The organism is Chitinophaga oryzae (assembly GCF_012516375.2).
GTDB lineage: Bacteria > Bacteroidota > Bacteroidia > Chitinophagales > Chitinophagaceae > Chitinophaga > Chitinophaga oryzae.
The window spans coordinates 7322179-7345796 of record NZ_CP051204.2 but is presented as its reverse complement, the minus strand read 5'-3'; the positions used below and the strand labels follow the sequence as shown (position 1 = coordinate 7345796).

15 protein-coding genes and 1 tRNA gene are annotated in these 23618 nt (G+C 50.2%); 15 read left to right on the top strand and 1 reads right to left on the bottom strand.

What is annotated here, in order from left to right; genetic code table 11:
• Positions 1 to 232: 232 nt before the first annotated feature.
• From rpoB to HF324_RS28900, 10 genes are all read left to right on the top strand, one after another.
• Positions 233 to 3964, top strand: a complete 3732-nt coding sequence (rpoB, locus tag HF324_RS28945) for a DNA-directed RNA polymerase subunit beta (protein ID WP_246269316.1) — start codon at positions 233 to 235, stop codon at positions 3962 to 3964.
• A gap of 121 nt (positions 3965 to 4085) precedes the next feature.
• Positions 4086 to 8381: a DNA-directed RNA polymerase subunit beta' gene (gene rpoC, locus HF324_RS28940; RefSeq protein WP_168806809.1), complete on the top strand. Its 4296-nt coding sequence runs from the start codon at positions 4086 to 4088 to the stop codon at positions 8379 to 8381.
• Between the two features lie 264 nt (positions 8382 to 8645).
• Positions 8646 to 9338 (top strand): DUF4397 domain-containing protein, encoded by a 693-nt coding sequence (locus HF324_RS28935; protein WP_168861451.1) that lies wholly within the window; start codon positions 8646 to 8648, stop codon positions 9336 to 9338.
• A 135-nt stretch (positions 9339 to 9473) separates the two neighbouring features.
• On the top strand, positions 9474 to 10094 hold the full coding sequence (locus tag HF324_RS28930) for an OmpH/Skp family outer membrane protein (RefSeq protein WP_168806805.1): 621 nt from the start codon (positions 9474 to 9476) through the stop codon (positions 10092 to 10094).
• Between the two features lie 89 nt (positions 10095 to 10183).
• Complete coding sequence (locus HF324_RS28925; RefSeq protein WP_168806803.1) at positions 10184 to 11629, top strand: APC family permease; 1446 nt, start codon at positions 10184 to 10186, stop codon at positions 11627 to 11629.
• 657 nt (positions 11630 to 12286) lie between these two features.
• Entirely contained in the window at positions 12287 to 12892 is a 606-nt protein-coding gene (locus HF324_RS28920; protein WP_168806801.1) for a DUF4254 domain-containing protein, read from the top strand.
• An 8-nt stretch (positions 12893 to 12900) separates the two neighbouring features.
• Positions 12901 to 13941, top strand: coding sequence for a glycosyltransferase family 9 protein (locus tag HF324_RS28915; RefSeq protein WP_220100640.1), 1041 nt, complete (start codon positions 12901 to 12903; stop codon positions 13939 to 13941).
• Positions 13942 to 14047: 106 nt separating this feature from the next.
• Positions 14048 to 14118: transfer RNA gene (locus HF324_RS28910), tRNA-Gln, on the top strand.
• A gap of 109 nt (positions 14119 to 14227) precedes the next feature.
• Positions 14228 to 14620: an acyl-CoA thioesterase gene (locus tag HF324_RS28905; protein ID WP_168806799.1), complete on the top strand. Its 393-nt coding sequence runs from the start codon at positions 14228 to 14230 to the stop codon at positions 14618 to 14620.
• A 309-nt stretch (positions 14621 to 14929) separates the two neighbouring features.
• The gene (locus HF324_RS28900; RefSeq protein WP_168806797.1) at positions 14930 to 16894 is read left to right on the top strand and encodes a LuxR C-terminal-related transcriptional regulator; all 1965 of its coding nucleotides are present in this window, start codon (positions 14930 to 14932) and stop codon (positions 16892 to 16894) included.
• A 35-nt stretch (positions 16895 to 16929) separates the two neighbouring features.
• On the opposite strand, the gene HF324_RS28895 is transcribed toward HF324_RS28900, so the two are convergent.
• Entirely contained in the window at positions 16930 to 17259 is a 330-nt protein-coding gene (locus HF324_RS28895; RefSeq protein WP_168806795.1) for a magnetosome magnetite crystal formation protein family, read from the bottom strand.
• Positions 17260 to 17464: 205 nt separating this feature from the next.
• Between HF324_RS28895 and HF324_RS28890 the strand changes: the two genes are divergently transcribed.
• The 5 genes from HF324_RS28890 to HF324_RS28870 all read left to right on the top strand — a co-directional run bounded on the left by HF324_RS28890 (position 17465) and on the right by HF324_RS28870 (position 23601).
• Positions 17465 to 17680, top strand: a complete 216-nt coding sequence (locus HF324_RS28890) for a hypothetical protein (RefSeq protein WP_193114972.1) — start codon at positions 17465 to 17467, stop codon at positions 17678 to 17680.
• A 42-nt stretch (positions 17681 to 17722) separates the two neighbouring features.
• On the top strand, positions 17723 to 18208 hold the full coding sequence (locus HF324_RS28885; protein WP_168806791.1) for a DUF4126 family protein: 486 nt from the start codon (positions 17723 to 17725) through the stop codon (positions 18206 to 18208).
• A gap of 162 nt (positions 18209 to 18370) precedes the next feature.
• Complete coding sequence (locus HF324_RS28880; protein ID WP_168806789.1) at positions 18371 to 18946, top strand: RNA polymerase sigma-70 factor; 576 nt, start codon at positions 18371 to 18373, stop codon at positions 18944 to 18946.
• Between the two features lie 81 nt (positions 18947 to 19027).
• Positions 19028 to 20161 carry a FecR family protein gene (locus HF324_RS28875; protein WP_168861449.1) on the top strand — a complete coding sequence of 378 codons (1134 nt, stop codon included), beginning with the start codon at positions 19028 to 19030 and terminating at the stop codon, positions 20159 to 20161.
• Between the two features lie 53 nt (positions 20162 to 20214).
• A complete protein-coding gene (locus tag HF324_RS28870) occupies positions 20215 to 23601 on the top strand; it encodes a SusC/RagA family TonB-linked outer membrane protein (RefSeq protein ID WP_168861448.1) in 3387 nt (1128 codons plus the stop codon).
• Positions 23602 to 23618: the final 17 nt, after the last annotated feature.

The following is a 23618-nucleotide window of genomic DNA, read 5'->3' as shown; positions in this document are numbered from 1 at the left end:
TGGGAAAGTGTCTTTTTCAGAGAGTCAAAACGGGGAATCACCCAGGGTGACTTTGACCATGTGCAGAAGGCATCGTTAAAATCAGGATGGATATTGGCAAAGAAATCTTAATTTCCCTAATTCTTACAAAGTCATATAACTGCTAACTTCGAATATGTCTCTAAAAAAAGCCCAAACAAGCGAAAGAGTAAATTTTGGAAAGATCAAACAAGTTACTGAGACACCGGATCTGTTGGCTATCCAAATCCAATCTTTCAAGGATTTCTTCCAATTAGAAACCACACCAGACAAACGAAATAACGAAGGCCTTTTTAAAGTATTTAAGGAGAACTTCCCGATTACAGATACCCGCAATATCTTCAATCTGGAGTTCCTTGATTATTTCGTAGACCCTCCGCGCTATACCATTGAGGAGTGTATTGAACGTGGGCTTACCTATTCCGTACCGTTGAAGGCGAAACTGCGCCTCAGCTGTAATGATGAGGAGCATGTGGATTTCCAGACTATTGTGCAGGACGTGTTCTTAGGTAACATTCCCTACATGACCCCAAGAGGTACTTTCGTTATTAATGGTGCTGAGCGCGTAGTTGTATCCCAGCTGCACCGCTCTCCTGGTGTATTCTTTGGTCAATCTGTTCACCCGAACGGAACCAAGATCTACTCTGCAAGAGTGATCCCGTTCAAAGGGGCCTGGATGGAGTTTGCAACCGACATCAACAACGTGATGTATGCTTACATTGACCGTAAGAAGAAATTCCCTGTTACCACCCTGCTGCGTGCCATCGGTTATGAAACCGATAAGGACATCCTGCAGCTGTTTGGTATGGCTGATGAAGTAAAAGCAGACAAGAAAAGTCTTGATAAATACGCCGGCAAAAAGCTGGCTGCCCGTGTTTTAAGAAGCTGGGTGGAAGACTTCGTGGATGAGGACACCGGTGAAGTGGTAAGTATCGAGCGTAACGAGATTATGCTCGAGCGTGACAGCATCCTGGACGAAGCGAACATTGAGACCATCGTTGATATGGGTCTGAAGAGCGTATTCGTACAGAAAGAAGAGGTGAGCGGCGATTTCTCCATCATCTACAACACATTAAACAAGGATACATCCAACTCCGAGCTGGAAGCCGTTCAGCATATCTACCGCCAGCTGCGCGGTGCCGATGCGCCGGATGATGAAACAGCAAGGGGTATCATCGATAAATTATTCTTCTCCGACAAACGTTATGACCTCGGAGACGTAGGCCGTTACAAAATCAACCGGAAACTGGGTCTGTCTACCCCGCTGGACATGAAAGTGCTGACGAAAGACGACATCATTTCCATCATCAAATACCTGGTACAGCTCACCAACGGTAAAGCTGAGATCGACGATATCGATCACCTGAGCAACCGTCGTGTACGTACCGTGGGCGAACAGCTGTACGCTCAGTTCGGCGTAGGTCTGGCCCGTATGGCCCGTACCATCCGCGAACGTATGAACGTACGCGACAACGAGGTGTTTACGCCGGTAGACCTGATCAATGCGAGGACCCTGTCTTCCGTGATCAACTCCTTCTTCGGTACCTCCCAGCTGTCACAGTTCCTCGACCAAACCAACCCGCTGTCTGAGATCACGCACAAGCGCCGTATCTCCGCTCTCGGTCCCGGTGGTCTGAGCCGTGAAAGAGCAGGCTTTGAGGTGCGTGACGTTCACTACAGCCACTACGGCCGTCTGTGTACCATCGAAACACCGGAAGGCCCGAACATCGGTCTGATTTCCACCCTTTGCGTACACGCGAAGGTGAACGAAATGGGCTTCATCGAAACTCCTTACCGTAAAGTAAACGCGGGCAAGGTAGACATGGTGAAAGTAGAGTTCCTGAGCGCTGAAGAAGAAGATACCGTGAAGATCGCACAGGCCAACGCTCCGCTCGATGACAAAGGCAACTTCCTCAACGATAAAGTAAAATCCCGCGAAACCGGCGACTTCCCGATCCTGGACAAACAGGAAGTGGAGTTCATGGACGTAGCGCCTAACCAGATCGTAGGTCTGAGTGCTTCTTTGATTCCGTTCCTCGAACATGATGACGCCAACCGTGCGTTGATGGGATCAAACATGCAACGTCAGGCTGTGCCGCTGCTGAACCCGGAAGTACCTATCGTGGGCACCGGCCTCGAAGCAAAGGCTGCACGCGACTCCCGCCTGCAGATCACCGCAGAAGGCAAAGGCGTGATCGAATTCGTGGACGCCAAGGAAATCCATGTTCGTTACGAGCGTGACGAGCTGCAGAAACTGGTGAGCTTCGAAGACGACCTGGTGATCTATAACCTGACCAAATTCGTTAAAACGAACCAGAGCACCTGTATCAACCTCAGACCTTGCGTGAAGAAAGGCCAGCGCGTGGAAATAGGCGACTTCCTCACGGAAGGTTACGCAACCCGCGGTGGTGAACTGGCGCTGGGCCGTAACATGAAAGTGGCGTTCATGCCTTGGAAAGGTTACAACTTTGAGGATGCGATCGTAATCTCTGAGCGTGTGGCACGTGAAGACCTCTTTACCTCCATCCACATCGACGAATACGAACTGGAAGTACGTGACACCAAACTGGGTGAAGAAGAACTGACCCCGGATATCCCGAACGTGAGCGAAGAGGCTACCAAAGACCTCGACCAGAACGGTATCATCCGTGTGGGCGCCCACATCAAGGAAGGTGACATCCTGATCGGTAAAATCACACCGCGTGGTGAATCTGATCCTTCTCCAGAAGAAAAACTCCTCAGAGCGATCTTCGGTGACAAGGCATCCGATGCGAAAGACGCTTCCCTGAAAGCACCTCCGTCCACAGAAGGCGTGGTGATCGACAAGAAGCTGTTCAGCCGCGCTAAGAAAGATAAAAACTCCAAGACCCGTGAAAAAGCGGCGATTGAGAAACTGGAGAAAATACACCAGAAAAATACAGAGGACCTGCTGGAAGTGCTGATGGGCAAACTGCTGGTATTGCTGAAAGACAAGGTGTCCCAGGGCGTTACCAACACTTACGGTGAAGTGCTGATCTCCAAAGGTTCCAAGTTCTCCCAGAAAAACCTGGTGAACGTTGATTTCATGAACGTGAACCCGCTGGGCTGGACTACCGACGAGGTGACCAACGACCAGATCAACACCCTGCTGCACAACTACAACATCAAGTACAACGAAGAGCTGGGCCGTTACAAACGTGAGAAATTCAACATCTCCATCGGTGACGAACTGCCTGCCGGCGTACTGAAACTGGCGAAGGTTTACCTGGCCAGCAAACGTAAGCTGAAAGTAGGGGATAAGATGGCGGGCCGCCACGGTAACAAGGGTATCGTTGCCAAGATCGTGCGTGACGAAGACATGCCGTTCCTGGAAGACGGTACACCGCTGGACATCGTACTGAACCCGCTGGGCGTACCTTCCCGTATGAACCTCGGACAGATCTACGAAACCGTACTGGGCTGGGCCGGTCTGAAATTGGGCGTACGTTTCGCTACCCCGATCTTTGACGGTGCTACTACCGAAGAAATAGCCAAATATATCAACGACGCAGGACTGCCGAGCTTTGGCCACACTTATCTGTATGATGGTGAAACCGGCGACCGCTTCCACCAGAAAGCAACCGTGGGTGTGATCTACATGCTCAAACTGAGCCACATGGTGGACGACAAAATGCACGCCCGTTCTATCGGACCGTACAGCCTCATCACGCAACAGCCGCTGGGTGGTAAAGCCCAGTTTGGTGGTCAGCGTTTTGGTGAGATGGAGGTGTGGGCACTGGAAGCTTACGGTGCAGCCAACATTCTGCAGGAACTGCTTACCATCAAATCCGATGATATCGTTGGCCGTGCCAAAGCATATGAATCTATCGTGAAAGGTGACAACATCCCGAAAGCCGGTGTGCCTGAATCCTTCAACGTATTGATCCATGAGCTGCGTGGCCTGGGTCTGGATCTGAAATTTGACTAAGAGCTTTTAGCTACCAGCCATTAGCTTCCGGGCTAATGGCTGATAGCTTGGATATTTCGCAGGAATAAAATTTTTGTCGCTGGCTTAACACCAACGGCTAACAGCTAAAAGCTAATAACAGATGGCTATCAAAAAAGAAAATCGTCCTAAATCTAATTTTAACAGCATCACCATCAGTCTGGCTTCTCCCGATGTAATTCTGGAGCGTTCATACGGTGAGGTGCTGAAACCTGAAACCATCAACTACCGTACTTACAAGCCGGAACGTGATGGTTTGTTCTGCGAAAGAATATTCGGGCCTGTAAAGGATTACGAATGCTATTGCGGAAAATATAAACGTATCCGTTATAAGGGTATCGTGTGCGACCGCTGCGGTGTGGAAGTAACGGAGAAAAAAGTACGTCGTGAAAGAATGGGTCACATCCGTCTGGTAGTGCCCGTTGTACATATATGGTATTTCAAATCCCTCCCTAACAAGATCGGTTACCTGCTGGGAATGTCTTCCAAAAAGCTGGAAACCATCGTTTACTACGAAAGATACGTGGTAATCCAGGCGGGTGCGAAACAGGAGAAAGGAATGAACTACGGTGATCTGCTCACAGAAGAAGAATACCTGGACATCCTGGATACCCTGCCTAAAGACAATCAGCTGTTGCCGGATGAAGATCCCAACAAGTTCATTGCCAAAATGGGTGCCGAAGCAGTGGAAATGATGCTGGCCCGTATTGACCTGGACAGCCTCTCTTACCAGCTGCGTAACCAGGCCGCTACTGAAACTTCCCAGCAACGTAAAGCGGAAGCGCTGAAACGTCTGAGCGTAGTGGAAGCTTTCCGTGACGCCAACAGCCGCGTGGAAAACCGTCCTGAATGGATGGTGATGCAATATATCCCTGTAGTACCGCCTGAACTGCGTCCGTTAGTGCCGCTGGATGGTGGCCGTTTCGCGTCTTCCGACCTGAACGATCTGTACCGCAGGGTGATCATTCGTAACAACCGTCTGAAACGTCTGATCGAAATTAAAGCACCGGAAGTGATCCTGCGTAACGAAAAACGTATGCTGCAGGAAGCGGTGGATTCCCTGTTCGACAACTCCCGTAAATCCAATGCGGTGAAAGCGGAAGGTGGTCGTGCGCTGAAATCCCTCTCCGACGTGCTGAAAGGTAAACAAGGCCGTTTCCGTCAGAACCTCCTCGGTAAACGTGTGGACTACTCCGGTCGTTCCGTTATCGTGGTAGGCCCTGAGCTGAAACTGCACGAGTGCGGTCTGCCGAAAGACATGGCTGCCGAACTGTTCAAACCGTTTATTATCCGTAAACTGATAGAAAGAGGCATCGTGAAAACCGTGAAATCAGCGAAAAAGCTGGTAGACCGGAAAGAAGCGGTGGTTTGGGACATCCTGGAAAACGTGCTGAAAGGTCACCCGGTATTGTTAAACCGTGCTCCGACCCTGCACCGTCTGTCTATCCAGGCATTCCAGCCTAAACTGGTGGAAGGTAAAGCGATCCAGCTGCACCCGCTCGTGTGTTCTGCGTTCAACGCCGACTTCGACGGTGACCAGATGGCGGTACACGTGCCGCTGAGCAACGCTGCTATCCTGGAAGCCCAACTGCTGATGCTGTCTTCCCACAACATCCTCAACCCGCAGAACGGTACGCCGATCACCCTGCCTTCCCAGGACATGGTGCTCGGTCTGTATTACATTACCAAGGGTAAGAAAACCATGGGTGATGTAGTGGTAAGAGGTGAAGGCAAAGCATTCTATTCTGCTGAAGAGGTGATCATCGCCCTGAACGAAGACAGAATCGACCTGCACGCTCACATCCGTGTGAAAACCACGGTGAGAACGGCTGAAGGCAACCTGGAAAACAAACTCGTGGAAACAACTGTAGGCCGCGTACTGTTCAACCAGTTTGTACCGAAAGAAGCAGGTTATGTAAATGCGCTGCTGACCAAGAAATCACTGCGTGAAATCATCGGTGATATCATCAAATACACAGATATTCCCAAAACAGCCAAATTCCTGGACGACATCAAACAATTAGGTTTCCGCATGGCGTTCCGCGGTGGTCTGTCATTTAACATCAATGACCTGATCATCCCGGAAGTTAAGCAGGAAATGATTGATGCTGCTGCCGGTGAGGTGGACGAAGTTTGGGATAACTATAACATGGGGCTGATCACCAACAACGAACGTTACAACCAGATCATCGATATCTGGTCCCGCGTGGATACCAAGGTGACAGAAACCCTGATCCGTGAGCTGGCGACAGACAAACAGGGCTTCAACTCTGTATATATGATGCTGGACTCCGGTGCGCGTGGTTCCAAACAGCAGATCAAACAGCTGGCAGGTATCAGGGGTCTGATGGCCAAGCCGCGTAAGAGTGGTTCTACCGGTTCCGAGATCATCGAAAACCCGGTATTGTCCAACTTTAAAGATGGTCTGAACGTATTGGAATACTTCATCTCTACCCACGGTGCCCGTAAGGGTCTTGCGGATACGGCGCTGAAAACGGCGGATGCGGGTTACCTGACCCGTCGTCTGGTAGACGTTGCCCAGGACGTGGTGATCAACGAAGAGGATTGCGGCACCCTGCGTGGTATTGCTACCGCTGCGTTGAAAGACAACGAAGAGGTGATCGAAACACTGTACGACCGTATCCTTGGCCGTACTTCCCTGCACGACGTATTCGATCCTCATACCGAGGAGCTGATGGTAGCTGCGGGTGAAGAAATCACCGAGGACATCGCTCATAGAATTGAATCCAGCGCTATTGAAACCGTAGAGATCCGTTCCGTACTGACTTGCGAAAGCCGTCGTGGCGTGTGCGTGAAATGTTACGGTAAAAACCTCGCTACCGGTTACACCGCACAGCGTGGTGATGCAGTGGGTATCATCGCTGCACAGTCCATCGGTGAGCCTGGTACACAGCTGACACTGCGTACGTTCCACGTGGGTGGTGTTGCAGGTTCCACTTCCGTTGAATCCGGCCTCCAGGCTAAATTTGACGGTACTATCCAGTTCGATGGCCTGCGTACTACCACTTACGAAAACAACGAAGGTGAAAAAGTACAGGTGGTTATCGGCCGTACCGGTGAGTTGCGTATCATGGACGTGAAAAACGACCGTCTGCTGGTAACCAACAACATTCCTTACGGTTCCACCCTGCTGGTGAAAGACGGACAGAAAGTGGCCAAAGGCGACCAGATTTGTACCTGGGACCCCTTCAACGCCGTTATCGTGTCTGAAATCCCGGGTAACATCCGTTTCGACAGCATCGTGGAAGGTATCACCTACCGTGAAGAGGCGGACGAACAAACCGGTCACCGCGAGAAAGTGGTTATCGAAACCAAAGACAAGAACAAGATCCCGTCTATCTATGTAGATGGCAATAAAGAAGTAAAATCCTACAACCTGCCGGTAGGTTCCCACATCGTGATCTCTGAAGGTGATCATGTGAGAGCTGGTCAGGTAATCGTAAAAATACCACGCATTATCGGTAAACTGCGGGACATCACCGGTGGTCTGCCACGTGTAACCGAGCTGTTTGAAGCACGTAACCCGAGCAACCCTGCCATCGTTTCTGAAATCGACGGTGTGGTAGCCTTTGGTAACATCAAACGCGGTAACCGTGAGATCATCATCGAAAGCCGTGAAGGTCAGATCAAGAAATACCTGGTGCCTTTGACCCGTCACATCCTGGTACAGGACGGTGACTTCGTGAAGGCCGGTACTTCCCTGTCTGACGGTTCTACTACTCCTGCAGACATCCTGGCGATTAAAGGTCCGTTTGCCGTACAGGAATACCTGGTAAATGAAATCCAGGAAGTATACCGTTTACAGGGTGTAAAGATCAACGACAAACACATCGAGGTGATTGTTCGCCAGATGATGCGCAAAGTGAACATCGAGGATCCCGGAGATACCCGCTTCCTGGAAGGCGATACCGAAGACAGGTTCGACTTCTTCGAAGAGAACGACATGATCTTTGATAAGAAAGTGGTAACAGAAGCTGGTGACTCCACCACCCTGAAAGCCGGTCAGATCGTGACCCTGCGTCAGGTACGTGAAGAGAACTCCCTGCTGCGCCGCGCCGATAAGAAACTGGTAGAATTCCGTGATGCACAACCGGCTACTTCCAGCCCGCTGCTCCAGGGTATTACCAAAGCGTCTCTCGGCACCCGTAGCTGGATCTCCGCTGCGTCCTTCCAGGAAACCACGAAAGTACTGTCTCAGGCAGCGATCAACGGTAAGATCGACGATATGACCGGTCTGAAGGAAAATATCGTTACAGGTCACCTGATCCCGGCTGGTACCGGTCTGCGTGAATTCGAAAACATGATCGTAGGTTCCAAAGAAGAATACGACATCCTGGCCTCTTCCAAAGAAGTGTTCCAGTTTGACGAAGAAGAATAAACTGTGATGGCCATGATGATTACTGATTTCGCCGATTGTGCGAAGACGGGTAATGGCTGATCAGTTGGAAGTTTAAAAGAGGACGCCCTCATTGATGAAAATCGATGAGGGCGTCCTCTTTTTTGCCTGTGGTGCCGGCAGACTATATCACCTGAAGGCAACAGCTGATAAAAGCAGGCAGGCTCCGTGAAATCAGTAATAATCATGGCCATCATAGTTCTTTTTAGTACTTTACAGCCGGTTTTAAAAACGATCCGGAAATTCATGAAAAAACTGCTTATTGTAGTATTGGGATGGCTGATGGTGATGACAGCCTGTAAAAAGAACAGCGATTCTGCCATTCCTGTGACCTCTTCCAGCTTTATGTTTTTTAACGGTGTGCCGGACGTTACGTATGATATCTGGCTGGATTCCACACTTATTATGAAAGACCTGACTTTCGGCCAAAGTACGCCCTACCGGGAAATGCGGGCCCAGCTGTATACGATCTATCTGATAGATCATAATCGCCCGAAGGATACCATAAGGGTAGGGCAGATCAACCTGCGCAACAAGCGGCTTTTCTCTGCTTATATAGCGGTTGATTCGGCCAACAATGGGCAGAGAGTAGTGACGGCTGCTGAAGATGACCTGACGGCGCCGCCGGCGGAGCATATGAAGCTCCGGATAGTGAATCTCAGCTGGGCTTTCCGGCCCAACGGCCAGTCGTCCAGCATGGACCTGTTTTCAAAGACCACGCCTGTATTCAGGGGCATGGGATTCTCTGCAGTGACTGAGTTTGCCACATTGCCCGGAGACAGTACCTATCCGTTTAATTTCCGGCGTAATGATGATACTACCAAAGTGCCCAATCAGTTTCCCTTTAAATCGCAGAGCGGGAAAATCTATACCGTGGTGATGCTGGGGAATGCATTGACGTCGACCCTATTTAAGACTTTTACAATCACTCATAATTGACACATCTGGCTGTAACGCGCCGGGCTGTAGCAAAAAGCTTCGTTAAAAATGGGAATCCGGATTTGAAAATCCGGTAAAAGCTTTATTTTAGCCCTTCAATTTTAAAACCTTAAAAGGAGTAATCTACCTATTAACATGCGCACTTGTAAACAATTCGTATCAAAAGCATTCTTAGCGGCATTAGCAGCCGGTTTATTTATGGCCTGCAACGGCAACAAAGCTGGCAACAACAACAATGCGCCTGCTAACACTCCCGCCGCGGGTACGAACGCTCCCGCAACAGGTTTCAAAATTGCTTATGTGGACCTGGACTCCCTGGAAGCACATTTCGAATACTTCAAACAAAAGAAATCGGAACTGGAGCAGAAACAACAAGGTATGGAAAACCAGCTGAAAGCGAAGGCAAGAGCTTTACAGGCGGAATACCAGGACCTGCAGCGTAAAGCATCCACGCTGACCCAGGAGCAGGGCGAGGCAGCACAACGCAGTCTGATGGCTAAACAGCAGCAACTGGAGCAGGAAGCACAGAATATGCGTGCAGACTATGCCCAGAGCGAAACCAAGTTCAACGAAGAGCTGCAGAAAAGGCTGGACGATTTTCTGAAATCCTTTAATTCAGACAAACGTTATGCGTATATCTTCTCTTTCCGTACCGGGCAGAGCAACATTCTGTATGCAGATCCGGCTTATGATGTGACAGCAGATGTGATCAAAGGCATGAACGATAAAGGCGCTGAAGCACCTGCCGCCAAATAAAGAAAATAACAGGCAAACATTAAAAATTTTGTCTACCTTATAGTCCCGGTTTCCCAAAAGAGCCGGGACTTTTTAATTTTTACCGTTATATGGACATCAACCAAAACAATTCATTCAAGCCCACGCTGGGCTTATTAGATGCTACAATGATCGTTGCCGGTTCCATGATAGGTTCCGGTATTTTTATTGTCACTGCAGAGATAGCCCGCAGTGTGGGCGGCGCCGGATGGGTGACCGCCATGTGGGTACTGGCTGGTGTGGTAACGCTCATTGCGGCGCTCAGTTACGGCGAATTATCCGGGATGTTTCCCAAAGCAGGCGGGCAATACGTATACCTGCGCGAGGCCTACAACCCCTTTATCGCTTTTTTATTTGGCTGGACGCAGTTCGGTGTTATCCAGACAGGCACCATCGCCGCGGTGGCCGTGGCTTTCGCCAAATTTACCGCTTACCTCATACCGGGCTTCAGCGAGAAAAATATCCTCCTGTCGTTCAATGTGGAGCTGAAACCGTTCTTCCAGGTGTCCGCAGCACAGGTAGTGGCCATCATCTCCATTATCCTGCTCACCTACATTAATACACGTGGCGTAAAACACGGAAAGGCGATACAGACCGTATTTACCCTTGCCAAACTGTTGTCCCTGTTTGGGTTGATTATTTTTGGCTTCCTGCTGGGCGCTAAAGCAGATATCTGGAATGCCAACTGGCAGGACCCGTGGAACCATTTTTCCATGGAGGCAGTGAATGGGGATACCATTGTTAAATCCTTATCGGGGCTGGCTTTCTTCGGCGCAGTGGCCGTATCCATGAAGGGATCGTTATTTTCCAGCGATGCTTGGAATAACGTGACTTTTATTGCCGCAGAGATTAAGAACCCGGCCCGCAACATCGGCCGTTCGCTGTTTCTGGGCACCCTGATCGTGACCATTATCTATGTGAGCTGTAACCTGATGTACCTGGCGGTATTGCCGCTGCACGACATCGCTTTCGCAGCCAACGACAGGGTGGGGGTGGCCGCCGCAGAGAAAATCTTCGGGGGCATTGGTTCCGGCATTATCGCAGTGATGATCATGATTTCCACCTTTGGCTGTAACAACGGCCTGATCCTGTCCGGCGCCCGTATCTATTACACCATGGCGCAGGACGGACTGTTTTTCCGTAAGGCAGGCGAGCTGAACAAACATGCAGTACCCGCCCGCGGACTGTGGATACAATGTTTCTGGGCATCGCTGCTGTGTCTGACCGGCCGGTATAACGACCTGCTGGCGCTGGTGATCTTCGGTGTACTGATCTTTTACGTGCTGACCATCCTGGGCATTTTTGTGCTGAGAAGGAAACGTCCGGACCTGGAAAGGCCTTACAAAGCCATCGGTTACCCGGTGCTGCCGATGATCTATGTGTTGGTAGCGCTTTCACTGGCCACACTGCTGCTGATTTTCGAATCTAACTATACTTTACCGGGCCTGGGCATCATTTTACTGGGTATTCCCCTCTATTTTCTGGCAATGCGGAGCAAGGGAAAAGCGCTCTCCTAGCTAAAAAGGACAATAAAAAAGAAAATTTAACACAAACGTTGTATAAGATTTCGGGGCCACTGCGGTTTTATTAGCAGTGGCCCCTCTTAATTTGCATAAGACAAACGGAGGACTAGTGAAGGAGAACCCTACTGGATCGCAGAAAACCCTATAGCAGAAAAGCTAAAATAAAAATCGGCATTGCCACATCACAACGGAGTAAACGCTGCATGCAGCATCAGTTTTTTATTGAACTAAAATGTATGCCCTGAGTATTTGTTAGAATAGTTGTTAGATAAGTTGTATGTCATTTTATGGACCCTCAAATTATATAAGCCATCGGAGTATTATATATTTCTACATCTAAAGAAATTACCAGAAAAATATTTATTGCCAACAATGGTGTTCTATGGACATCATCATCATAGAGTATGAAAAAATATCAGGCGATAGAAAGGTATCTCAACCCCAAGATAACCATTAAAAGCCTACACGATTTGCATTCTCGAACATTCACATGACAATCTTTTACAACAAGCGTATGGTTTCTACCATGCGCTTCTTTTTTATTTTGATATTTAGTCATTTGATTATTTGATTATTGGAGGGTATTGGCGTGGTTTAAAATATTCAAATGATTAAATAATCAAATAATCAAATGATGGTTATTTTTGCAGCATGTTTACAACCACCTCCAACAGTATATTTGACCGGAGCATACAGGATTATCACCGGTACAACGATGTGCATCAGGCCATCAGCAATCCCTATGAAAAAAGCAGTATTGAACACCTGCTGTATATGAAAAACTGGATCGACACGGTACAATGGCACCTGGAAGACATCATCCGTGATCCGCAGATAAATCCTGCAGAGGCGCTGCACATCAAGCGTTGGATTGACCGGTCTAACCAGGAGCGCACCGATGTGGTGGAATATATTGACAGTTACTTCCTGGAGCAGTACAAAAACGTAAAGCCGGCTGCAGACGCGGAGATCAATACCGAAAGCCCTGCATGGGCCATCGACCGTTTGTCTATTCTGGCACTGAAAATATATCACATGCAGGAAGAAGCTACCCGTGCAGACGCTACGCCGGAGCACCGTGAAGCTTGTCAGCGTAAGCTCGACATCCTGCTGGAGCAACGCACCGATCTGAGTACTGCCATCGAAACGCTGCTGGCAGACATCGCGGCGGGCAAAAAGTACATGAAAGTGTACAAGCAGATGAAGATGTATAACGATCCTTCACTGAACCCTGTATTATACAAAGGGGAAAAATAAACGGATTCTTGGCAATTACTACCACTATACTGGTCACCCGTTTTTCCGCCCTCGGGGACGTGGCGATGACCGTGCCGGTCATGAAGCAGGTGCTGGACGAAAATCCGCAGGTGCAGATCGTTTTTGTGACAAACAGGAACTGGGGCGCCCTGTGCGCCGGTATTCCGCGGCTGGTATTTTTCCCGGCCGATGTAAAAGGCGAACATAAAGGCGTGCCCGGGCTGTACCGTTTATTCCGCAGCATCAGCCGTCAGTACCGGATTGACGCTGTGGCGGACCTGCACAATGTGCTGCGGTCCAGGATCGTGCGTACCTTTTTCCGGCTGACAGGCAAGCGGGTAGCTGCTATCGATAAAGGCCGCGCCGGTAAAAAAGCGCTTACCCGCCGGGAAAACAAGGTTTTAGAACCGCAAACCAGCACTATTGAGCGGTATGCGATCGTTTTCCGGCAGCTGGGCCTGCATTGTACCATGGGAACGCGGCCGGTTTTTGCACCGCAGCCTCTTCCGGAGCGGGTATTGGCGGTTACCGGCCCTAAAAACACCCAGCGGTGGATCGGGCTGGCTCCTTTTGCCACCTACCGGGAGAAAATGTATCCGCTGTCCAAAATGGAGATGACACTGGCGGCGCTGGCCGCGTCCGGCAACTGCCGGGTATTGCTTTTTGGCGGAGGACAAAAGGAAGTAGGACAGCTGAATGAGCTGGCCGCGCGTTATCCGCAGGCGCTCTCTGTAGCTGGCCGCTTCCCGCTGGAAGAAGAGCTGGCGCTGATCAGTCAATTGGACGGGATGATCAGCATGGATTCGGCCAATATGCACCTGGCTTCCCTGTATGGGGTGCCGGTGGTATCTGTATGGGGCGCTACCCATCCGTATGCCGGTTTTATGGGCTACGGGCAGTCGGAGCAGCGGGCGGTGCAAATCACCGATCTGGGCTGCCGGCCGTGTTCTGTTTTCGGGAATAAGCCCTGTTTCCGGGGCGATCATGCCTGTATGGAATGGATCAAACCGGAACAGATAACAGAAAAAGTAATAAGTGTTATCCGTTGAAATGCTTCACCATAGCTGGTTTAGGTGGATATTTGAAAAATATTGCAAGTTTTTTTTGCAGAAAAAAAAAAAGTTATACTTTTGCCATCCCAAACAACAAGGTGATTGCCCAATAGTATAATGGTAGTACGACAGATTTTGGTTCTGTTTGTCTAGGTTCGAATCCTGGTTGGGCAACAAGAAACGCGAAAAGCCGGAGAAATTTTCTCCGGCTTTTTTGTTGTGCTACCCCAGGGGGAACCAGTAAGAAAATTACCTAGTTTTACAGCTCCAAAAACGAGGATGCATGAATTTCTACACACGCAAATGGGTAAAACCAGAAGATCTCAATGCGCACGGTACTTTATTCGGAGGCAGTTTGCTGCGGTGGATCGATGAAGAAGCGGCCATCTATTCTATTATTCAGCTGGGCACCAACCGGTGTGTGACCAAGTACATGTCGGAGATCAATTTTATCAATTCCGCCCGGCAGGGGGACATTGTGGAATTGGGCATCAAGGCGGTGCATTTTGGCCGCACGTCGCTGACGCTGACCTGCGAGGTACGGAATAAGATCACCCAGAAGAGTATCCTGACGATCGATAAGATTGTATTTGTGAGTGTGGATGAAAGCGGGACACCAACGCCGCATGGTAAAACTGCCATTACCTATACCGATGAACGGTTAAGGGAAGAATAGGATTTACAGGTTTCATTTAATAAAAATGCAGCAGCGGGAGGACCACTGCTGCATTATCTTTTTTAGATAGTATAAAAAAGAGGGTGGGTAAACTACAACGGACCAGGCCGGTTAAATATTCGCTCGCGGAGTTCTGCGTGAGGCAGGCAGGTTTTTCAATCCATCTTCTTTCATGATCACTGCAAATGAACTCTGTGAAGCAAAAGTACTTACCAGTAGCGGATCTTCGGCATTTGTAGCATCTACATGGCTACTACAACCCCATTTTTTACCCATCTACAAAACCTCTACAAGTTGTATTTTTGGCGGATGAACCATAGCCTAAAGACGAGAGGAATAATCGCGTTTGTAACCCTGTTTTCCCTACTGACAGCCAGTAGTTTTGCACAAACCGTGCAGGATTCCCTGAAGCGGGTACTGCAACAGCCGGGGTTAACACCGGAAGAGCAGGTGATGACACGGATCAGGATGGGACGGGCGCTGGTAGACGGCAGCCGGAAAGACGCCATTGCCAGCACGCGCACAGCGCTGGAGATGAGCCGCTCCCTGAAAGACAAAAAGTACGAAGCACTGGCGCATTCCGCGCTGGTATCGCTGGAGTACACCGCAGAAGACACCGCGCTGGCATCGCATCACCTGGACAGCGCCTTCCGGTTGGCCCGCGAATCGGGCGACCAGCTGACACTGTCCAGCATATGGTACCGTAAAGGATGGCTGGAAAGCCGTACCGGCAAACCGCATGAAGCGGTGAAGAGCTTCCAGGAGTCGCTGAAGCTGGGCAAAGCCTTTCCCGGCAACATTTACGAGACCAATGTATATTATAACCTTGCGGCTATCTATGCCGACTGGAACGATACGGAAACACAGTACCGTTACGCGAAGGCCTGTCTGGCTTCCGCTATGTCCCGTTCAGACCCTGACGATATCTGCAACGGCTACCAGGCGATGGCCACCAGTTTTGAATACCAGTTCAACGGAGACACCACTAAACGGGAGCTGCTGGATTCCGCGCTTTACTACAACCGTAAAGCCATCGGCGTTTATGAAGCCAATGCGCAGCGTATCAGCTTTCGCAGCATGATCGCCCTGCTGGCGCTGAATACGGCCAACCTGTACGACCAGTTTTTTCCACGTACCTACCGGGACACGGCGCAGCATTACCTGAACATTGCCTTGAAGATTGGTAAGGAAACCGACCAACAGGAGGTAGTGGCCAGCAGTTATGGCATGATGAGCACCTTTGCCATGAATGACGGGAATTACAACCAGGCATCCGAACTGTTGCTGGCCGGACTGATTGCTTTAAAAACCTATCCGGCGCCCGACAACCGGCTGATGGCCCGCCTGATGGAAGCCTTGTCCGATGTGGCGGAGAGAAAGGGCGACTTGCCTAAGGCGCTTGAATATGCCCGGGAATACAGCCACTATTACGCCAAGGCTTTTGACGCCGATCGTATGGCGATCGCCAAAAAGCTGGAAGCCCAGTACCAGGCCCGGCAACGGGAGCAGGAGCTGGTGACGCTCCAGGAGAAAGCGGCGTTTAACCGTAAACTTAATATTGTATATATCGGGTTGATTGTCGCCTGTCTGGTGGCGTTGCTCTACCTTTTCCGGTCCTATCACTTCCGTTTGCAGACCACTATCCAGCAACAGCAGCTGCTGGAAAAGGAAAAACAGGACGGGGTGTTGCAGATACGCCTGAAAGAAGAAGAGGCGATGCGCCTGCAGCTGGAAAAGCAGGAAGCCGAATTGCAGGCCCGCCTGCAGGCGGAAGAAGCGGCACGTTTGCAGGCAGAACAGGAGCTGATACAAACGCAGAAGGAGCAGTTGCAGAAAGACCTGCTGGCTGGTACCTTGCAGGTGGAGCAGAAAAATGAGCTGCTCGAAACGCTGCAGGAAAAGCTGCGCGACAAGGCGGTACAGCCCGACCTGGTGAAGCAGATCTCCCGGATGATCGAAACGCATAAACGGATGGATAAAAACTTTGAGACCACGCGGACAGAGTTTGAAAACATTCATCCCGAGTTTTTCCGGAAGCTGCAGGAGAAGGCCAACAACAGCCTTACAAAGCTGGATTTAAAGCACTGTTCGTATATCTCCATCGGTTTGTCCACCAAAGAAATTGCGTCCCACCTGGGCGTAGCGCCGAAGAGCATCCTGATGTCGCGGTACCGTATTAAACAGAAGCTGGGACTGGCCAAAGAAGAGGGGCTGGATGCGTGGCTGATGGCCTGGAGAGAAAATAACCCGCTGAGTGAAGACGCAGCGGGTTAAAGGAATTGGGGCCGGATGAAATGTTCGGGCTAAGTTTATTGTTGCAGGAAAACGAACCGGTTCTCAAAGAACTTTCCGATGACCGGTATCGGTTTCTGCACACCGCTGTTGGCATTGATAATACCAAATACCAGGAATATCAGCGGCAGCAGGCTCAGTACAGAGAACACCGCGGACAGCGCGGGGATAATGCTCAACAGGATGCCGGCTGCTATAGACCAGATAAGTCCTGCTACCGCAAGGCCGAGTGCCTGTTCCAGATGGTAGTTAACAAAATTGTCCCTGTTCTCCTTGCTCTTTACATAGGCGATAATCCATCCGATGATCGTAATGTAAGCGACGATAGCCCATTGTTTTGTCTTCATAAGTTGCGCTGATGTTGATGATTAAAAAATGATAAAAGGATAAAATGGAATCAGCACAAAGGTAGGCGGCCATAAAGCCGTTCCTGCTTTTGTAGATACTACAGTGGGTCTACAGGGGGTAAAAGAGCACATCTACAAAAGATCTACAGTTTTTGTAATTAATTGATAATCAATTATATAACCGTAGTGCATAGTATGCACTTGTTTGCCGGGCGGCGCCGTCAACAGGATCTCCGCAGTGCCGGAATTTGCGAGCAGCCTTGCGGTATCTTTCGGTAACCCCGGCATATTTGCCGGTACAGCCGTGAGCGGCATGGTGATAGCGACACATTGTGTGGCTTATACACCATGGGTGGGGATGGCTTTCAGCGTGGCCGCCATCATGCGGGTATGGTTACTGGCCTCTCTCCGCACTGTGTAGCGGGACCGCTATGCGTGGCACAATGATTGTGCCCCTGCCGGTATGAAAAAATCCATTCTTTCCACATTCATAAGGGCCATTGGCCTTGGAGTAGTATCTGGTATGCGCAGCGCCATGGGACCTGCGTTTGCGAGCCAGTATGCCAACCGTTACCCTTCACGGCAGCTGAAAGGCAGCCCGCTGGGATTTATGCAGCGGGATACGGTGATGCGTGGTTTGCAGACCATAGCTGCCGGTGAGATGGTGGTAGACAAGGTGCCCGGCGTTAAAGACCGTATTATTCCCGGTGCGCTCGCCGGGCGGGCCGTAGCAGGGGGACTGGCAGGTGCTACTATGTACCAGGCCCATGGCGACAAAGCCTGGCGGGGCGCGCTGGTAGGCGCTGCGGCTGCGGTGGCTGCCTCTTACGCCTGTTTTTACCTGCGCAAATATGCCGGAAAAAAATATAAAATGAAAGACGGCTTCGCCGGCGGCGTGGAAGACCTGCTGGCGGTGAGCATCGGCGCCGGTGCTACGGCCGGAAAATAATTATTCGTATATCCTTTTACGTTATATGATGTCCCGGTATCGCCGGGGCAACCGTACTGTATCCTGCACACGAATACAGGACCCCGGCCCTGCTGCCCCGGACGGCAGCGGGGCTTTTTGATTTTAATTTATATATTTGGCATATTCCTTTCGAATGCAAACTTGAACCAACTGAACCAATCGGAAAATTACTCCTGGGAGCAACTGCAACTTGATCCGGCCGCCTTTGAACAGTTTTTTAAAAGCACGGCTGCGGCGTTGTGTGTCTACGCCCTCCGTATCGTAAAAGACAAACAGGCGGCGGAAGATATTGTACAGGATTTTTTTTCACGCTTGTGGCAGAAACGCGGCCAGCTCCATATCCAGGCGCCTCCCCAACGCTATGCCTACCGGGCCATACATAACGCCTGTCTTAATTATTTAAGGGACAACCCTGTTGTTTCGGACATCACCTTGCCGGAGCACATCCCGGTCGATGAAGAAGCTATTGAACGGGAGCTCCGTTTACAGCAGCGGGTACAGCAGCTGGAGCGGGTGGTGGCCGGGCTGCCACAGCAATGCAGGACGGTATTCGAAAAAGTATGCCTGGAGCAAAAGAAATACAAAGTGGTAGCCGAAGAGCTGGGGATATCAGTGTTTACCGTCAGGAACCAGGTGGCCAAGGCATATGAGATATTAAGGAATAATATTCTTTTAGAACTGATTTGCTTGCTGGTGTTGGATTTGGCAGGAAGATGAAAAAAAAACTTTAAAAAAATCCCTAACTGGCGTAGTACATTTTAAACCTATTCGTGTCATCATAACAACGGCCCTTCATCCATGGAAGAAACAGACATCCACATATTATCCGGCATACTGAGCGGCGAACTTCAACGGGAAGATCCTGCCGTGCAGTCGTGGTTGCAGGAAGATCCTGCAAGGGGCCTGCTGCTGGAGGAACCGGAGCAACTACGGAAAGTGATGGAGGAGTGGCGTTTACAGCAATCTTTCGATACCCATCGTATGTGGGCGGGTATTGCACAGGAGGCGGGGCCCGCCGTGGTCAGGCATCGTAACATCCGGATATGGTGGCGTGCCGCCGCAGCGGTGCTGTTGCTGGCCGCAGGAGCTTACTGGTTCCTGCAGCGGACAAAGCAACCTGTATCGCCTGCAGATACGCTGGCTGCCGCCAAACAGAAGCCTGCCGGTAATTTTGCGATACTGCAGGCGGGGGATGAAACGGTGTCATTGCATGGTAAAGACAGCAGCTTTGTGCTGGGGGGCAACCAGGTGAATGTACATAATGGCCATATGCAGGTAGCGGCAGACAAACCAGTGAACTATATCCTGCGTACGCCCCGTGGCGCCAATTACCAGGTACAACTGCCCGATGGCTCCAAAGTGTGGCTGAACGCAGCATCCAGCATTGCCTATCCTTCTGTTTTTACCGGCAGTGAGCGGCGGGTGACGGTAACCGGCGAAGTGTATTTTGAAGTGGCAGCCCTGGCGCAACAACCATTTGTGGTGCAGGCAGGCATACAGGAGATCACCGTGCTCGGAACGGCGTTTGGCATCCGCCAGTATGAAAAAGAACAACAAGGGCTTACTACGCTGGTCAATGGTAAGGTAAAAATACAGGCCGCCGGAAAAGACCAGGTACTGCAACCGGGAGAACAGGCCATTGTAAGCGGCAGCCAGTTGCAGGTGGTACAGGTGGACACGGAAGAATTTACCTCGTGGAAAGACGGCTGGATACGTTTCCGCAACAAACCATTAACATCCATACTACAAACAATTTCAAGGTGGTATGATATAGATATACAGGCAGATGACCAACAACTGAGAGGACAATATTTTACTTGTTATATTAATAAAGAACAGGGACTGGGAGAATGCATCCAGTCATTGAACAACAGCACCAACCAATTTTTGTTTTCGTTGCAGGGATCAACCATAATAGTGACAAAAAAATAGTCTGCGGGTATTTACAGCTCAGCTGATTTTTAAATTAACCAAAATTAATAGTGATGAAACTAAAGGGGATACCTATGCCTTTCCTGAAAGGCTGGTCACTACGTTTTCATGCCGTATTGCTTTGTTCCTGTATGACTGTCTTCGCAGGAACAATAACTGTCAGTGCCCAGTCGGCCAAAGCCACCATTACTTTGTCTGTCAAAGACAGAACAGTAAAAGCTGTGCTGAAAGAAATTCAGCAAAAAACCGCTTATGAATTTTTTTACAGTGACACGGAAGTAGACCTGAACAGGCAAATATCTGTCAACCTGCAGCAAGCCTCCCTGCAGGAAGCTTTGCAGACGGTATTGGGAAAACAATACAACTGGCGCATACAGGGAAAATACGTGTATATCACTTCCCCGCAACCTTCTAAAAACAGCCATCCCGGTAGTTCGCAGGAGCCCTCCGGCGATGACCGGCTGGTGAGCGGTACCGTTACCACCATATCCGGCGCACCGCTGACAGGTGTGACCATCCGGGTAAAAGGCACCGGCAACGGCGCTGTCACCGATGGTAATGGCCGTTTTCAGTTGTATGCGGGCAACGGCCGGCAGCTGGAGTTTTCTTTCATCGGTTACGACAGCAGGAAGATAAAAACCGACACGGTAGGAGGCCCGCTGACAGTGGCTTTATCTGAAACGCCCCGTGCGCTGAACCAGGTAGTGGTGACCGGTTACAGCAACAAACGTATGGGAGAGCTGACAGGTGCAGTATCGCAGGTAACTTCAGAAGAATTACAGACGACGACCACGCAATCTGTCTTCGATAATCTGCAGGGGAAAGTAGCGGGTATGAACGTCTCACTTAGCGGCAGTAACAGTGGTGGTAACACTTCTTCCACCATCGTTATCCGCGGTAAGGGGTCTATGGGATATAATACCACACAGCCGCTGGTGGTGATTGATGGTATTATCCAGGAATATATCAGTGACAAAGATCCGCTCAGTAATATTTCTCCGACAGATATAGCTTCCGTTACCGTATTGAAAGATGCGGCTTCCGCAGCCTTGTATGGTTCCAGGGCTGCCAACGGCGTACTGGTGATCACCACCAAACGCGGCGGCGCCGGTGGTGGCGGCACGAAAGTAGGGGCTAATGTTACCTACGGTCTGAATAGGGCGTCGCTGGGAAAATTCAGGGTGATGAACAGCCAGGAGCGTTTCGATCTGCAGCAGCAGATTTACCGCAATCAGTATATGGATGCCAATCCTGGCGCCAGCGAAACGGCCATCAATGATTATGTCCATGCTATGGTTCCGGACAGCGTGTTGAAATATAACACCGACTGGCGCGATCTGTTTCTGCGGACAGGCCAGACACAGAATTATAATGTGTGGATATCCGGTGGCGACCAGCGGGTAAAATATTACGCCTCCGGCGATTATTTCAATGAAGTCGCTCCCCTGATAACAGACAGCTACCGAAAATATAACTTCCGTTTTAACGTGGATTTCCAGGCCACAGAAAGATTATCGCTTTCCACCAATGCGAGCATTTCCCATTCCAATGGTAAGTCAGGCGGCTTTTATACGCCTTACGGCGATGCGTTTAACATCATGCCGTGGGATACGCCCTTTTATACAGACGGTACGCCCAAGATCGGCGGCCCGGATGAAAAGGGCTGGTACAGCGGCGCCAACTTCAACCCTGTGTATGGTAAAGGGCACAGCGACGCTACCACGAAAGCGATTATCGGCGCTTTCGATCTGAACCTGCGTTACAAGCTGACCGACTGGCTGAGCTTTAGCTCGCGCAACCGGTACAGCTACATCAACATGGACAGAGAGCGTTATTCGGACCCTTTGGACCCTACCAGCTTTTTCAATACCCGTGGCGGCTATTACTCCCTTGCTCCCGGCAATACCAATAATATCATCACTACCGAGATGTTGCAGGTAGAAAAGTCTTTCAACCGGCATCATATTTCCGGTTTGGCAGCATTTGAATTCAACAAGGTGATTGCCAAAAACGACAATGTTTCTGTAAACGGGCTGAAGCCCGGCATACGGGCCATCAGCGCGGGAGATCCTGCTACTTTGGTGTTCAGGAATGACATTACCGAAACAGCCTACCTGTCCCTGTTCTCTGAACTAAACTATAGCTATGACGGAAAATATTTTGCCACAGCCAGCTTCAGAAGGGATGGCTCTTCCAAGTTCGGGCAGAACAACAAGTATGGTAATTTTTATGCCTTCAGCGGCGCCTGGCAGTTGAGCAGAGAGAATTTTCTGCGTAACGCCAAAAAACTTGATCTGCTGAAACTCCGCTTCAGCTATGGCGTTTCCGGGAACGACCTGCCATTGGGGGCTTATCAGTACCTCACGCTGTACCGCTATATTGACGCCACAGAGATATATGACCGCCAGAGCGGTACCCTGCAAAAGTCACAGGGTAACCCCGATCTGCATTGGGAGATGCAGTATACCACCAACATCGGCATTGATGCGGGCTTCTGGGACAGGGTGAACGTTTCGGTGGACTTGTATAACAAGCTGAATAAAGGACTGCTGCTGAGCGTTACACCGCCAGCTACCAGCGGCGGTAACACCTATTATCAGAACATGGGCCGCATCCGTAACCAGGGTATTGAAGTGACCATGAACACCCGGCAGTTTAAAAATACGGCCGTGAAATGGTCTACCGATCTCACTTTTGCCTACAATAACAACAAGGTATTGGAACTGCAGCCGGGCGCCAGATTGTTGTATGACGGCCAGTATAGCGGTTCAGCCAAGATCGTGGGCAGCCCGATGAACAGTTATTATATGCCGGTATACGCCGGCGTGGACCCTAATACCGGCGAGTCCCGCTTTGAAGTGCTGGAAAAAGATGCCAATGGTAATTATACCGGAAAGGTGGATTACACCAATAACCCCGGCGCTGCCACGCTGCAGGTTTTGGGCAACAGCAATCCCAAATACATTGCCGGTATGACGAATAACCTCAGTTATAAAAACTTTACCCTGAGCGTGATGCTCAGTTATTTCGGCGGTTTAAAAATGCTGAACCGCACCCGTGCGGACCAGGACCTCGATGGGGCTGATATTCAATCCAACAACGCAGCGCCGGCGCCCGGACAGGTAAGGTGGCAGCGCCCCGGCGACATTGCCAGCCTGCCGAAGGCTGGTAATAAAGTAGATAGCTATTTCCCTACGTCGAGATATGTGGAAGACGGAAGTTTCCTGCGACTGAAAAATGTGCGGTTGGGTTATGCGCTCGCTGAAAATGTTGTAAAGAAAATGGGCGTATCCAAAGTCAATGTTTTTCTTTCCGGAGATAACCTGGCTACCTGGACGAAGTTTACCGGGACAGACCCCGAGAACAATTTCGGGGAAGAGAATTCGGGCAAGATACCTTTTGCCAGGCGCTTCCTCGCAGGTATACAAGTGACATTTTAATCTAACACAGTAAAAAC